Raw genomic sequence first — 13,328 nt, forward strand, 5'->3', positions numbered from 1 at the left:
CAGCGCGCCGACAGCCCCTGCGACCACCGCGCACGCACCACTACCGTCTCGGATCCGAGACATGGGCATAGGCTCGGCCGGTGCCCCAGGTCCCCGCCGCCGGCCACGCACTGCGCCTGCTGTCCTACCTCGCCGGACGGGTCGAGCCCGTCCCCGCGGCTCAGCTCGCGCGGGACCTCGACCTGCCCCGCAGCACGACCTACCACCTGCTCGCCGAGCTGGCCGAGCACTCGTACGTCACCCACTACCCGGACGAGCGCCGGTGGGGCCTGGGCGTGGCCGCCTTCGAGCTCGCGAGCGGCTACCAGCGGCAGAGCCCGCTGCAGCGTCTGGCCCGCCCGGTCCTCCAGCGCCTCGTCGACGAGACGACGCACAACGGTCATCTCGCCGTCCTGCACGGCCGCGACGTCCTCTACGTCGTCGAGGAGCGCGCGCCCGGGCGCCCCCTCCTCGTCTCCGACGTCGGCGTCCGGCTGCCGGCGACGACGACCGCGAGCGGGCTGGCGATGCTCGCGGCCCTGCCCGCCCGCCAGGTCACGGCCCTCTACCCCCACGCCGCCTCGGTCGTCGCGAGCGCCGGGTCACCGGCCACCCCGTCCGCCCTGCGCCGTGAGCTCGTCGCCGTGCGCCGCCGCGGTCACGCCCTCGAGAGCGGGTCGGTGACGCAGGGCCTGGCCTCCGTGGCTCTCGCCGTCCTCGACCGCACGGGTCAGCCGCTCGCGGCCGTCGCCCTCACCTACCCCGAGGGCTCGGTGACGGGGCTCGAGGAGCTGCTCGCCCCCCTTCGCCGCTCGGTCACGACGATCCACCGCCGGCTCGGGTCCCCTGCCACCTGACGAGGAGGTGGCCGGCTGATGAGCCCCCTCTCATCGACGGCTCACCGTGGCCTCACGCGGACCCGGCAGCGTTGCTCTCGCGGCGCACCGGCGCCGCTGCCACTCACCGAGGAGACCAGCATGTCGACCACCCGGATCATCAGCACCCTCGCCACCGCCGCGCTCACCACGACCGGCCTCGTCGCCGTCGCGGTGCCCGCCCACGCCGACCGGACGTGCTCCGGCACGATCACCGGCCGCACCATCGACGACGACGTGGTCGTGCCGGCCGGCGCGACGTGCAAGCTCACCAAGTCGGTCGTCAAGGGCAACGTCGTCGTGCGCCGCGGCGCGACCCTGCAGGGCTGGCAGAACAGCATCGACGGCAACATCCAGTCCGAGGGCCACCGCTACGTGCGCAACACGTGGGGCCGGGTCGACGGCGACGTCCAGCTCGAGGGCGGCAGCATGCACCACCTGCGCGGCCTCACGGTCGACGGCAACATCCAGCTCGAGGGCAACCGCTCGACGCAGAACGTCATCCGCAACCGGGTCAAGGGCGACATCCAGCTCTTCTCGAACCCCTCCGGCACGAAGTACGTCTACGACAACTCCGTCGACGGCAACCTCCAGTGCAAGAGCAACACCCCGGCGCCGAAGGGGTGGAACAACACCGTGCGCGGCAACAAGGAGGACCAGTGCCGCCGGCTCTGACCGGCGGCCCTGGTCACCCCTGACCCCTAGTGCCGGGCGGGCGGGCGGTAGCCCGGCCGCCCGGCCGTGCCGGCGGAGCGGACCGCGGCCCGCCCGACGGCGCGGCCGGCGCGCTCGACGAGCCCCGGCTCCTGGCCCGAGATGTGCGGCGGCATGACGACCACCGGGCAGCTCGCGTCGTAGATGAGCCGCTGCGCGAAGAGCGGAGCCCCGGTGAGCGCGCGAGGGGCGTCGATGACGAGGAGGTCGGCCCCGACGGCCGTGTCGAGCAGGACCTGACGGTCGCTGCCCCGGACGAGCCGGACCTCGGCGTGGTGGTCGGGCCCGAGGACCTCCTCGACGTCGCGCTCGAGGGCGGTGCGCTCGGCACCCTCCAGCTCGCCCTCGGTCGGCCCGGCCGCAGCCATGACCCCCGCGGTGCTCGCCTGGGGGGCGCCCACCCGCCAGGCACGCACGGCGACGAGGTGGCCGTCGTTCGCGGCCACCTGGCCGGCGGCCCACCGCAGGGCGGTCGGCGACTTCGAGGTCGCGCTCACGCCGACGACGACGGTGTACGGACGCTCTCCCGCGTCCGGACGCATCTCGGTCATGTCGTCCTCCCTCAGACCGGCAGGTTGACGGTCTCGTTGCCGTGCTCGTCGTAGCTCGTGAGCGGCGGGGCGATCTCCTCGAGGGACTTGCCCTCGGCGTCGACGCCCCAGACCGCCGCGACGAGCGCGCCGACGAGCATGATCCCGGAGGCGATGAGGTACCCGACGAACATCGGCCCGCGGTCGCCCCCGTCCCCGATGAGCCAGCCGTAGAAGACCGGGCCGATGGCGCCGAAGACCTGCGCGATGGCGAAGAAGTACGAGATCGCCTGGCCGCGCACCTCGAGCGGGAAGATCTCCGAGACCGTGAGGTAGCCGGCCGAGGCGCCCGCGGAGGCGAAGAAGAACGCCACGCACCAGAAGATCGTGTGGGTGAGCGGGCTGAGCACGTCGGCGTTGAAGAGGAAGGCCGAGATCGCCAGGACGACCGCCGCGAAGGCGTAGCACCCGCCGATCATCTTGCGCCGGCCGACGGTGTCGAAGAACGGCCCGAGCAGGAGGGGCCCCAGCAGGTTGCCGAGCGCGAAGGGGAAGAAGTACAGCGCGGCGCTCGAGGGTGTCTGGTCGTAGAAGTTCTGGAGCACCAGGGAGTACGTGAAGAAGATCGCGTTGTAGAGGAAGCTCTGCGTGATCATCAACGTCGCGCCGAGCACCGTGCGCGTCGGGTACATCTGGAAGAAGACGTAGGACAGCTGCTTGGGGGTCAGGCCCTCGCGGGCCTTGATCCACATGCCGTCCTTCTCCTCGTCGTGGTCGGGCAGGGTCTTGCCCTCCGACCGGACCTTCTCCTCGATCGCGGAGACGACCCGCTCGGCCTCCTCGCCGCGCCCGTGGGTGACCATCCAGCGAGGGCTCTCGGGGATGTGCCGCCGCAGGTAGATGATGCCGAGACCGAGGACCGGGCCGATGAGGAAGGCGATCCGCCAGCCGATGTTCTCGCCGACGATGTCGGGGTTGAGCAGCCAGTACGAGGCGAAGGCGCCCATGCCGGCACCGAACCAGTACGTGCCGTTGATCGCGAGGTCGACGCGTCCGCGGAAGCGCCCGGGGATGAGCTCGTCGACCGCGGAGTTCACGGCGGAGTACTCACCGCCGATGCCCATGCCGGCGACGAAGCGCAGCGCGAAGAAGACCCACATGTTCGGCGAGAAGGCCGCGAGGCCGGACGCGATGAGGTAGAGCGCCAGCGTCATGACGAAGAGCTTCTTGCGGCCCAGGGTGTCCGTGAGCCGCCCGAAGAGCAGGGCACCGGTCACCTGACCGATGAGGTAGACCGTGCCGGCGAGACCGACGTCGGTCGCGTCCATGCCGAGCGACTTCTCGAAGCCGCCCGAGGCGACGATCTGGACCTCGAGCCCGTCGAGGATCCACGCGGTCCCCAGACCGAAGATCACCATCCAGTGGAACTTCGACCACGGCATGTCGTGCATGCGCGCGGGGATCAGGCTGCGTACCGGCTTCTCCTGCTCGGTCGCCTCAGCTGTCGACATCCAAACCTCCCAAGACCACCGGCCCGGCGCACCGTCGCGTCGAGCACCGAAGGGGACGTTACGCCTGGGAGTCGGCTGAGAGGGGGTGACGGCGGGGGGTCAGAATCCGACCCCTTCGCCCGGTGCGTCCAGGCAGGTCAGCGCAGCTGTCCGGCGTCCTCGAGGGAGCCGGCGTCGTGGCGCATCTTGTCGTCCATGCCGGCCGCCTTGAGGTCGCGGCGCAGCTCCATCGGCAGGGCGAAGAGCAGGCTCTCCTCCGCGGCGACGACCGGCTCGACGTCGGCGTAGCCGTGCTCTGCGAGCAGGGCGAGGACGTCGCGCACGAGGATCTCGGGCACAGAGGCGCCGGAGGTGACACCGACGGTGCGCACGCCCTCGAACCACGCCGGGTCGATCTCCTCGGCGTAGTCGACGAGGTGCCCGTCACGGGTGCCGTGCTCGAGCGCGACCTCGACGAGACGCACGGAGTTGCTCGAGTTGCGCGAGCCGACGACGATCATGAGGTCGCACTGCGCGGCCATCTGCTTCACGGCGAGCTGGCGGTTCTGGGTGGCGTAGCAGATGTCGTCGCTGGGCGGGTCCTGCAGCGCGGGGAACTTCTCGCGCAGGCGGCGCACCGTCTCCATCGTCTCGTCGACCGAGAGGGTCGTCTGCGAGAGCCAGACGACCTTCTCCGGGTCGCGGACCTCGATCTCGGCGACGTGGTCGGGGCCGTCGACGAGGGTGATGTGCTCGGGCGCCTCGCCCGAGGTGCCGACGACCTCCTCGTGACCCTCGTGGCCGATGAGGAGGATGTCGAAGTCGTCGGCGGCGAAGCGGACGGCCTCGCGGTGGACCTTCGTCACGAGCGGGCAGGTCGCGTCGATCGTCTTCAGCGACAGGGCCTTGGCCTCCTCGTGGACGACCGGCGCGACGCCGTGCGCCGAGAAGACGACGGTCGCGCCCTCGGGCACCTCGCCGGTCTCGTCGACGAAGATCGCGCCGCGCTTCTCCAGCGTCGTGACGACGTGCTTGTTGTGCACGATCTCCTTGCGGACGTACACGGGCGGGCCGTAGAGCTCGAGGGCCTTCTCCACCGCGACGACGGCGCGGTCGACGCCGGCGCAGTAGCCACGGGGGGCGGCGAGCAGGACGCGCGGGCTGTCAGACATGTGCTCATCGTAGGCGAGCGCCCTGGGCGCGCCCTGTGCGGCGGTGGCCGAGACGGGCAAGGGCGCCCTACCGCAGCGCGAGCTTCATCCCCACGTGGCTCGCGGTGAAGCCGAGGCGCTCGTAGAAGCGGCGCGCACCCGTCCGGCTGCTGTCGGAGGTGAGCTGGACGAGCTCGCACCCCTCGGCGCGGGCCCGCTCCAGGGCCCACCGCACGAGCTGCTCCCCCACCCCGGCGCCGCGCATGTCGGCGGCGACGCGGACCCCTTCGAGCTGGCCGCGCAGCGCACCCCGCCGCGACAGCGACGGCAGGACGGAGAGCTGGAGGGTGCCGACGACCTGCCCGTCGAGCTCGGCGACGACGAGCACCTCGCCGGGGTCGCCGGCGATCCGCACGAAGGCGGCGTCGTACGGCGCGAGGTCTGCGGGGTCCTCACGGGACTGCCCCAGCGGGTCGTCGACGAGCATCGCGACGATCGTCGGCACGTCCTCGAGGGCGGCCTCGCGGACGACGACCCCGCCGGCGGGATCGCGGGGCTGCTCGGTCTGCTCGGGCTGCTCGGGCGAAGGGGTCATGAGCGGCCACCCTGCCACGCCCCCCTTCGCCCGGCCCAGCCGTCCGCCCGCCGGGGCGTCGTCACCGGTGCGACCTACAGTGACCCCCATGAGCGCCCTGCCGGAGAAGGCTGCCGACACGACGGCCGAGCAGCCGTGGCCGGTGCGCGTGCTGTCGATGAAGATCCAGGACTACGTCGAGCGGATGTCGGTCACCTGGGTCGAGGGCCAGGTCGTCCAGCTGACCCGGCGGCCCGGCGCCCGGACCGCCTACCTCACCCTGCGCGACCCGGACGTCGACATGTCCTTGTCGTGCTCCGTGCGCGTCACCGCGCTGGACGCGATGGCGACCCCGCTGAGCCAGGGCGCGCGCGTCGTCGTCCAGGCCAAGCCGAGCTACTGGAGCCAGCGCGGGTCGCTGTCGATGGACGTGCGCCAGATCCGTCCCGTCGGCATCGGCGAGCTGCTCGCCCGCGTCGAGTACCTGCGTCAGCACCTCGCCGCCGAGGGGCTCTTCGACGCCGACCGCAAGCAGCCGTTGCCCTTCCTGCCCCGCCGCGTGGGGCTCATCTGCGGGCGGGCCAGCGCGGCCGAGCGCGACGTCGTCGAGAACGCCCACCGCCGGTGGCCGGGGCTCGACTTCGAGATCCGGCAGGTGGCGGTGCAGGGCGCGCAGGCCGTGACCGACGTCGTCGAGGCGCTCCGGGCGCTCGACGCGATGCCCGAGGTCGACGTCGTCGTCATCGCTCGGGGCGGCGGGGCGGTCGAGGACCTCCTGCCCTTCAGCAACGAGTCGATGCTGCGCGCGGTGAGCGCGGCCCGCACCCCCGTGGTGAGCGCGATCGGCCACGACGTCGACCGTCCCCTGCTCGACCTCGTCGCCGACGTGCGCGCCTCGACCCCGACCGACGCCGCCTCGCTCGTCTGCCCCGACCACGACGCCGAGCTGCGCACGGTCGCGACCGCCCTGAGCCGGATGCGCGGGCAGGCACGCAACAGCCTCGACCGCGAGCGCCGTGCGCTCGTGCAGCTGACGTCGCGGCCGGTGCTCGCCGACCGGACCGCGCTCGTGCGGGCCCAGCGCGAGGTCGTCGCGACGCTGCAGCACCGCGCCCGCTCGCGGACGGAGTCGATGCTGCACCGCGAGCGCGACCGCGTGGCCCACCTGCGGGCCCAGGCCCGGGTGCTGTCCCCGCAGTCGACGCTCGACCGGGGGTACGCGATCGTCCAGCACCGCGGCGGCGCGGTCGTCCAGTCGCGCGGAGACGTCGAGGCCGGCGAGCTGCTGCGGGTCACCGTCGGCGACGGCGACTTCGCCGTCGAGGCCGTCGGTGGCGGGTCGTAGGGTGGCGGCCATGAGCCAGGAGCAGACCGAGCCCCGCCCGGTGCCCGAGCTGAGCTACGAGCAGGCCCGCGACGAGCTCGTCGCCCTCGTCGCGACGCTCGAGTCCGGGCGCAGCGGGCTCGAGGAGTCGATGCGGCTGTGGCAGCGCGGCGAGGAGCTCGCTGCCCACTGCACGACGTGGCTCGACCGCGCCGAGCGCAGCCTCGGCGAGGACGGGTCGGACGACGACGGGTCGGCGCAGGACGCCGAGCAGGACTGAGCGGCTCGCTCGGGGCGCTCGCGCCCCGCGGGTGGGTCAGCGGTTGACGGGGGCCGCGACGAGGTGGTCGGCGAAGGTCTCGAGCTGCTCGAAGGTCCCCGTGCCGGTGACGAGCGTCGTCAGCTCGCCCGTGCCCTCCTGGCGGTCGACGAGGCTGCGCTGAACCTTGCCCTCGCGGTCGCGCTTGACCCAGGTGGTGCCGTCGTCGGTGGTCACCGTGCCGACCCGGGCGCCGTTGTTGGTCTGGGTGTCGACCCATGAGTCGGTCGCGTCGACGGCCTGCTGCACGGCGACGTACGCGCCGTCCGGCGTCGTCCACGTCGCGCTCCACATCTGCACGTCGTCCTTGCTGCGCACGAAGCGCTGCGAGACCGGCGTCCACCCCTCCGGCAGGTCCTCCGCGTACTCGTACGGGACCCCCGACTGCTGGGCGCGCTGCTCGGCGGCGGCGACGACGTCGACCTGCTCGGCGGTCACCGAGCTCGTGCGGGCGACGGCGAAGAAGATCACCGCGGTGAGCCCGCCGACGACGAGCAGGGAGCGGATGACGTTGGCCACCGACCCCTTCGCGTAGTGGCTGACCGAGCTCTGACTCATGCTCGAGATTGTCGCATCCCGACCTGACCGCGCCGACCACCCGTGGTCGGGTGCACCCCCACCCCCGCGCCCTCGATAGGCTCGGCGCAGGCGCCCCGCGCCCGCACGACGACGCGCCACGACAGTGAGGACCGGCCGATGAGCCCGACGACGACCCCCGACCGCAACCTGGCCCTCGAGCTCGTCCGGGTGACCGAGGCCGCCGCGATGGCCGGAGGCCGCTGGGTCGGCTTCGGCGAGAAGAACCTCGCCGACGGCGCCGCCGTCGAGGCGATGCGCGCGATGATCTCGACCGTGCAGATGCGCGGCACCGTCGTCATCGGCGAGGGCGAGAAGGACGACGCCCCGATGCTCTACAACGGCGAGGAGGTCGGCGACGGCACCGGCCCCGAGTGCGACGTCGCGGTCGACCCGATCGACGGCACGACCCTCACGGCGAAGGGGATGCCCAACGCGGTCTCCGTGCTCGCCGTCGCCGACCGCGGCAGCATGTATGACCCGAGCGCCGTCTTCTACATGGACAAGCTCGTCACCGGCCCCGAGGCCGCCGACGTCGTCGACATCCGCCTGCCCGTCGCGGAGAACGTGCGCCGCGTGGCCAAGGCGAAGGGGTCCGACGTCGAGGACGTCACGGTCGTCATGCTCGACCGCCCTCGCCACGAGGCGCTCGCCCGCGAGGTGCGTGACGCCGGCGCCCGCATCCAGTTCATCTCGGACGGCGACGTCGCGGGGGCGATCACCGCCGCCCGCTCCGACAGCGGCGTCGACCTGCTCCTCGGCATCGGCGGCACCCCCGAGGGCATCATCACGGCCTGCGCCATCAAATGCCTCGGCGGCATCATCCAGGGCCGTCTCGCGCCGGTCGACGACGAGGAGCGCCAGCGCGCGATCGACGCCGGGCACGACCTCGACGCGGTCCTCACGACCGATGACCTCGTGCGCACCGACAACTGCTTCTTCGTCGCGACCGGCATCACCGACGGCTCGCTGCTGCGCGGGGTGCGCTACCGCGGCGGTGGCGCGGTGACGCACTCGCTCGTCATGCGCAGCCGCTCGGGCACGATCCGCACGATCGAGGGCCACCACCGCCTGACGAAGGTCGAGCAGTACTCCGCGCTCGGCCCGTCCTCGCAGGGCTGAGCGCCGTGCACCGGGTGCTCGTGGTCGGCGAGGCGCTCGTCGACGTCGTCGACCGCGACGGGTCTCGCTCCGAGCACGTCGGCGGCAGCCCGGCCAACGTCGCGATGGGCCTGGCCCGGCTGGGCCACCCGACGGTCCTCGCCGCGTGCGTCGGTGACGACGAGCGCGGCGACGTCGTCGTCGAGCACGTCACCGGGCACGGCGTTGAGCTCAGCCACGGCACCGTGCGGCCCGGGCGCACCTCGACCGCCCAAGCGCTGCTCGCGCCCGACGGCTCGGCGACGTACACCTTCGAGATCCAGTGGGACCCGACGCTCGACGGCCTCGGCGAGGCCGGGCACGTGCACACGGGGTCTCTGGCGACCGTCCTGGAGCCCGGTGCGGTCGACGTCGTCGCGCTCGTGCGGGAGCGGCGCGAGGCCGCGAGCATCTCCTACGACCCGAACATCCGCCCCGCCGTCGTCGGCGAGGGCGACCACCGCATCGGCGTCGAGGAGGTCATCGCCCTCTCCGACGTCGTCAAGGGCAGCGACGAGGACGTCCGCGAGCTCTACGGCGACGTCGACCTCGACGACGTCATGACCCGTTGGCTCGGGCTCGGCGCCGGTCTCGTGGTCATCACCCGCGGGGCCGACGGCGTGGTCTGGCGGGCGGCGTCCGGGGCGTCCGGCTCGGCCCCCACCCGAGCGCCCGAGGTGGCCGACACCGTCGGCGCGGGCGACTCCTTCATGGCCGGGCTGCTCTCCGGCCTGCTCGACGCGGGTCTGCTCGGTCCCGCCACCCGCGAGGCCCTGCACGCCGCAGACGACGCGGCCCTCGCCCCGGCTCTGGACCGGGCGCTGACGACGAGCGCGATCACCGTCGGCCGCCCCGGGGCCTACGCCCCCGACCGCTCCGAGCTCTGACCCCCTTCGCCCCCCTCCCCCCCTTCGCCCACGACCTCACGCGCCCCACGTTTCTCGGGTGACCCGATAAACCCCGGCTCGGCATGAGTCTGAGACTCGTGCGAAGCCGGGGTTAGTCATGCTGAGCGGGTCAGGGGCGCCCACCGCACGCGAGACGGCCGGCACCCGAAGGGGGTGCCGGCCGTCTGCGGTCGAGCCCGGGTCAGCCCTTCGTGCCACCGGCCAGCAGGCCGCGGACGAAGTAGCGCTGGAGGGCGAGGAAGACGATCACCGGCAGCGCCATCGAGATGAACGCCGCGGCCGACAGGAGGTACCAGCGGCCACCGAGGGTGCCCGAGATCTGGTTGAGCTCCATCGTCAGCGGCGCCCGGTCCGGCGAGCCGCCGAGCATCGTGATCGCGACGAGCAGGTCGTTCCAGACCCACAGGAACTGGAAGATGCCGAAGGACGCGAGCGCCGGGGCCATGAGCGGCAGCATGATCTTGAAGAAGATCCGCACGTGCCCGGCGCCGTCGACGCGGGCCGCCTCGATGAGCGAGGCCGGGATGTCCTTCATGAAGTTGTGCAGCAGGTAGACCGCCAGCGGCAGCGCGAAGATCGCGTGCGAGATCCACAGCGCCCAGAAGGACCCGCCCATCGTCCAGCTGCCGATCTTGATCTGCTGGTACATCTGCACCAGCGGCAGCAGGGCGATCTGCAGCGGCACGATCTGCAGCGCGAAGACCGCGACGAAGAGCGCGTTCTTGAAGGGGAAGTCCATCCACGCGAAGGCGTACGCCGCGAGCGAGGCGAGGAGCAGCGGCAGCATGACCGACGGGATCGCGATGACGATGGAGTTGATGACGAAGTCCGTCATCGACACCGGCATCTCCGCGCCGCCGCCGAGGACGTCCTTGTAGTTCTGCAGCGTGAAGCCGCCGTTCCACAGGGCCGACCACCAGCCGGTGCTCTGGATGTCCTCCTGGTTGCGGAAGGAGGTGACGAGCAGGCCCACCGTCGGGGTCGTCCACGCGATGGCGAGGACGACGGCGAAGAAGGAGCCCCACGGCGAGGTCACCGCGCGGGCGGCGTTGCCCGCGGCGCCGCCACGCTTGCGCCGACGCGCGCCCGCCGCCTCGGGAGAAGCGTGCTTCGGGTCCGGGGTGTCCGCCGGGTCGATGGCGGGGGTGAGGGTGCTCATCAGGCGTCCTTCCTCATCTGGATGACGTTGAAGATGATGATCGGCATGACGAGCAGGAAGATGACGAGCGCGATGGCCGCGCCGAGACCGGGCTCCTGGGTGACGAAGGAGCGCCGGTAGAACTCGTTGGCGAGCACCGAGTTGCCCTGCGTGCCGCCGTCGGTGGCCTGGACGATGTCGAAGGCCTTGAGCGTCGCGATCGAGATCGTCGTGAGCACGACGACGATCGAGGGGCGGATGCTCGGCAGGGTGATGAAGCGGAAGAGCTTCATGCCCGAGACGCCGTCCATCTTCGCGGCCTCGATGATGTCGTCGGGGATGCCCTTGATGGCCGCCGAGAGGATCGTCATCGCGAAGCCGGCCTGGATCCAGATCATGATGACGATGAGGGCCAGGGTGTTCGTCGGGATCGCCCCGTCGGGTGCCCGCAGGAAGTCGACCATCGGCAGCCCGACGGCGTTGAGGATCGCGTTGATGAGACCGATCTGGGTGTCGCCGCCGCCGTTGTAGCTGTAGACGAACTTCCAGATGAGGGTCGCACCGACCATGGAGATCGCCATGGGCATGAAGATGAGCGCCTTGGCGACGGCCTCGCCCTTCGCCCGGTCGACGAGCACCGCGTAGAGCAGGCCGAAAGCGGTCGCGACGAGCGGCACGAGGATGACCCAGAGGAAGGTGTTGCGGATGACCTCGGGCAGACCGGGGGTCGTCCACAGCTTGGCGAAGTTCTCGAAGCCGACGAACTCGGGCTTGCTCGAGGTGTACCCGCCGAAGTTGATGTCGAAGAACTTGCCGTTGTAGAAGGACCGGCGGATCGTGAGGATCGCCGGGTAGATGAGGCCGATCGCGATGAAGAGAAGCGTCGGCCCGACGAAGGCGGCGGCCTGGACGCGCTCGCCCACCCGCCCCTTGAAGACCGATGCGAGCAGCAGGATGCCGAGGAAGACGGCACCGAAGACCGCCAGGCCGACGAGCATGGTGACGAACTTGCCGGACGTCTCGCCGGCGGTCGCCGCGGGCAGGATCAGGGCGTGGAGCACGGGCACCTCCTTTGGTGCGGGGATGACGATGCCCCGGCGGGCGGGTGGGCACCCGCCCGCCGAGGCATCAGGGCGACGTCAGATCAGCTGGAGGGCCAGGACTTCTCGATGTTGTCGAGGGTGGTCTTGTCGTCCTGACCGTTGATCCAGTTGGTCATCTCCGACCAGAAGGTGCCGGCACCGACGGCGCTGGGCATCATGTCCGAGCCGTCGAAGCGGAAGACGGCCTTGGGGTCCTGGAGGATCTCCGCGGACTGCTGGTCCAGGGGGCTGACGAGGTTCTTAGGGTCGAGACCCTTGTTGGCGCTGACCCAGCCGCCGCTCGTCGTGGCCTTGGCCTTGGCGTTGGCCCAGTCGGGCGAGGCGAGGAAGGTCTGGAAGGCCTTGACCTCGGGGGCGTCACGGAAGGCGGCGACGAACTCGCCACCACCGAGGACCGGCTTCTCCTCGCCGTTGCTCGGCAGGTAGAAGGCCCACACGTCGCCGTCCTCGGCCACCTTCGTGCCCTTGGGCCAGTTGGCGGCGTAGAAGGACGCCTGACGGTGCATGTAGCACTTGTTCTTCAGGATCGGCTGGCCGCCGTCCTGGAAGGTCGTCGTGGCGATCGACTTCACGTCGCCGAAGCCGCCGTTGACGTACTTGCTCTCCTTGAGGATCTTCGCGTCCGCGGCGAGGGCCTCGGCGACCTTCGGGTCGTTGAAGGGGATCTCGTGCGCGACCCACTTGTCGTAGGTCTCGGAGTCCGCCGTGCGCAGGAGGGTGTCCTCGAGCCAGTCGGTGCCCGGCCAGCCGGTGGCGGTGCCCGAGCCGAAGCCGGCGCACCAGGGCTTGGCGCTGGAGTCGTCGGCCGCGATCTTCTCGGTGAGGGTCATGAGGTCGTCCCAGGTCTCGGGGACCTCGTAGCCCTTGTCGGTGAAGGTCTTCGGGGAGTACCAGACGTAGCTCTTGACGTTGGCTCCGAGCGGGGCGGCGAAGAAGGTGTCGCCGACGGTGCCGTACTTCTTCCAGTCCTCGCCGAAGTGCTCGTCGACCATCTTCGCGGTCGACTCGGGGGCGGGGACCATCTTGCCGGTGTCGGCCATCGTCGCGAGCAGGCCCGGCTGCGGGATGAAGGCGATGTCGGGCAGGTTGCCGCTCTGGGCGCGCTGCGGGAGGTTCTTCTCGAAGTCCTTGTCACCCTCGTACTTGATGGTGATGCCGGTGCACTCCTCGAACTCCTTGTAGGACTCCTTGTGCGGGGCGTCCTCGGGGGTGACGATCGAGGTGTAGATGGAGACGGTCTTGCCCTGGAGCTCGGACTTCATGTCGCACCACTTGGAGTAGTCCGTGGTGTCCATGGCGGCGCCGCTCTCCTCCGTGGAGGACGACCCGCCGCAGGCTGCGAGGCCGACGACCGCGAGCGCGGCGATGCCGACCGAGGCGCGCGCCCGGCGCGAGGTGTTGAAGGACATGTGGATCCCTTTGCTCTTCGTCGCACCGACGGACCTCGACGGCGCCACCGACCACGGGTGGTCGAGCGGTCCACGCGGCGAGCCGACTCCCCCCGCAG

14 protein-coding genes are annotated in these 13,328 nt (G+C 71.3%); 6 read left to right on the forward strand and 8 right to left on the reverse strand.

The features are described 5' to 3' along the window. The first annotated feature begins 80 nt into the window (after positions 1-80). Together ABIB53_RS03655 and ABIB53_RS03660 are read left to right on the forward strand one after the other, a co-directional pair. The gene (locus tag ABIB53_RS03655; protein ID WP_354587167.1) at positions 81-836 is read left to right on the forward strand and encodes an IclR family transcriptional regulator; all 756 of its coding nucleotides are present in this window, start codon (positions 81-83) and stop codon (positions 834-836) included. A gap of 120 nt (positions 837-956) precedes the next feature. Beyond that, positions 957-1,529: a hypothetical protein gene (locus ABIB53_RS03660; RefSeq protein WP_354587168.1), complete on the forward strand. Its 573-nt coding sequence runs from the start codon at positions 957-959 to the stop codon at positions 1,527-1,529. A 26-nt stretch (positions 1,530-1,555) separates the two neighbouring features. Here ABIB53_RS03660 and ABIB53_RS03665 read toward each other — a convergent pair whose 3' ends face one another. The 4 genes from ABIB53_RS03665 to ABIB53_RS03680 all read right to left on the reverse strand — a co-directional run bounded on the left by ABIB53_RS03665 (position 1,556) and on the right by ABIB53_RS03680 (position 5,334). After that, a complete protein-coding gene (locus tag ABIB53_RS03665) occupies positions 1,556-2,119 on the reverse strand; it encodes a universal stress protein (protein WP_354587169.1) in 564 nt (187 codons plus the stop codon). A gap of 11 nt (positions 2,120-2,130) precedes the next feature. Continuing rightward, on the reverse strand, positions 2,131-3,609 hold the full coding sequence (locus ABIB53_RS03670) for an MFS transporter (protein WP_201467590.1): 1,479 nt from the start codon (positions 3,607-3,609) through the stop codon (positions 2,131-2,133). A 137-nt stretch (positions 3,610-3,746) separates the two neighbouring features. Beyond that, the gene (locus tag ABIB53_RS03675) at positions 3,747-4,760 is read right to left on the reverse strand and encodes a 4-hydroxy-3-methylbut-2-enyl diphosphate reductase (protein WP_068277237.1); all 1,014 of its coding nucleotides are present in this window, start codon (positions 4,758-4,760) and stop codon (positions 3,747-3,749) included. A 67-nt stretch (positions 4,761-4,827) separates the two neighbouring features. Continuing rightward, positions 4,828-5,334, reverse strand: a complete 507-nt coding sequence (locus tag ABIB53_RS03680; protein ID WP_229299439.1) for a GNAT family N-acetyltransferase — start codon at positions 5,332-5,334, stop codon at positions 4,828-4,830. Between the two features lie 88 nt (positions 5,335-5,422). On the opposite strand from ABIB53_RS03680, the gene xseA reads away from it, so the two are divergent. Further along, on the forward strand, positions 5,423-6,658 hold the full coding sequence (xseA, locus tag ABIB53_RS03685; RefSeq protein ID WP_354587170.1) for an exodeoxyribonuclease VII large subunit: 1,236 nt from the start codon (positions 5,423-5,425) through the stop codon (positions 6,656-6,658). A 10-nt stretch (positions 6,659-6,668) separates the two neighbouring features. After that, positions 6,669-6,917, forward strand: a complete 249-nt coding sequence (locus tag ABIB53_RS03690; RefSeq protein WP_354587171.1) for an exodeoxyribonuclease VII small subunit — start codon at positions 6,669-6,671, stop codon at positions 6,915-6,917. A gap of 36 nt (positions 6,918-6,953) precedes the next feature. Here the strand turns inward: ABIB53_RS03690 and ABIB53_RS03695 are convergent, their stop codons facing one another. Next, the gene (locus tag ABIB53_RS03695) at positions 6,954-7,514 is read right to left on the reverse strand and encodes a DUF4245 family protein (RefSeq protein WP_068277231.1); all 561 of its coding nucleotides are present in this window, start codon (positions 7,512-7,514) and stop codon (positions 6,954-6,956) included. A 138-nt stretch (positions 7,515-7,652) separates the two neighbouring features. On the opposite strand from ABIB53_RS03695, the gene glpX reads away from it, so the two are divergent. Together glpX and ABIB53_RS03705 are read left to right on the forward strand one after the other, a co-directional pair. Continuing rightward, on the forward strand, positions 7,653-8,654 hold the full coding sequence (gene glpX / locus ABIB53_RS03700) for a class II fructose-bisphosphatase (protein ID WP_229299444.1): 1,002 nt from the start codon (positions 7,653-7,655) through the stop codon (positions 8,652-8,654). A gap of 5 nt (positions 8,655-8,659) precedes the next feature. Then, entirely contained in the window at positions 8,660-9,559 is a 900-nt protein-coding gene (locus ABIB53_RS03705; RefSeq protein WP_354587173.1) for a carbohydrate kinase family protein, read from the forward strand. Positions 9,560-9,761: 202 nt separating this feature from the next. Here ABIB53_RS03705 and ABIB53_RS03710 read toward each other — a convergent pair whose 3' ends face one another. The 3 genes from ABIB53_RS03710 to ABIB53_RS03720 form a co-directional block, all read right to left on the reverse strand. After that, entirely contained in the window at positions 9,762-10,739 is a 978-nt protein-coding gene (locus ABIB53_RS03710) for a carbohydrate ABC transporter permease (RefSeq protein WP_354587174.1), read from the reverse strand. Then, complete coding sequence (locus tag ABIB53_RS03715) at positions 10,739-11,779, reverse strand: carbohydrate ABC transporter permease (RefSeq protein ID WP_307785194.1); 1,041 nt, start codon at positions 11,777-11,779, stop codon at positions 10,739-10,741. The genes ABIB53_RS03710 and ABIB53_RS03715 overlap by 1 nt, the downstream gene beginning before the upstream one ends. Before the next feature lie 83 nt (positions 11,780-11,862). Then, positions 11,863-13,230, reverse strand: a complete 1,368-nt coding sequence (locus ABIB53_RS03720; protein ID WP_123092214.1) for an ABC transporter substrate-binding protein — start codon at positions 13,228-13,230, stop codon at positions 11,863-11,865. Positions 13,231-13,328 lie beyond the last annotated feature (98 nt).

It is taken from the genome of Janibacter sp. UYMM211 (genome assembly GCF_040547045.1).
In the GTDB taxonomy this organism is placed as follows: Bacteria; Actinomycetota; Actinomycetes; order Actinomycetales; family Dermatophilaceae; genus Marihabitans; species Marihabitans melonis.

Coding starts and splice junctions, on each gene's coding strand:
- ABIB53_RS03720 (WP_123092214.1), bottom strand. CDS start 13,230: ATGTCCTTCAACACCTCGCGCCGGGCGCGCGCCTCGGTCGGCATCGCC.
- xseA (WP_354587170.1), top strand. CDS start 5,423: ATGAGCGCCCTGCCGGAGAAGGCTGCCGACACGACGGCCGAGCAGCCG.
- ABIB53_RS03670 (WP_201467590.1), bottom strand. CDS start 3,609: ATGTCGACAGCTGAGGCGACCGAGCAGGAGAAGCCGGTACGCAGCCTG.
- ABIB53_RS03675 (WP_068277237.1), bottom strand. CDS start 4,760: ATGTCTGACAGCCCGCGCGTCCTGCTCGCCGCCCCCCGTGGCTACTGC.
- glpX (WP_229299444.1), top strand. CDS start 7,653: ATGAGCCCGACGACGACCCCCGACCGCAACCTGGCCCTCGAGCTCGTC.
- ABIB53_RS03665 (WP_354587169.1), bottom strand. CDS start 2,119: ATGACCGAGATGCGTCCGGACGCGGGAGAGCGTCCGTACACCGTCGTC.
- ABIB53_RS03680 (WP_229299439.1), bottom strand. CDS start 5,334: ATGACCCCTTCGCCCGAGCAGCCCGAGCAGACCGAGCAGCCCCGCGAT.
- ABIB53_RS03710 (WP_354587174.1), bottom strand. CDS start 10,739: ATGAGCACCCTCACCCCCGCCATCGACCCGGCGGACACCCCGGACCCG.
- ABIB53_RS03660 (WP_354587168.1), top strand. CDS start 957: ATGTCGACCACCCGGATCATCAGCACCCTCGCCACCGCCGCGCTCACC.
- ABIB53_RS03695 (WP_068277231.1), bottom strand. CDS start 7,514: ATGAGTCAGAGCTCGGTCAGCCACTACGCGAAGGGGTCGGTGGCCAAC.
- ABIB53_RS03690 (WP_354587171.1), top strand. CDS start 6,669: ATGAGCCAGGAGCAGACCGAGCCCCGCCCGGTGCCCGAGCTGAGCTAC.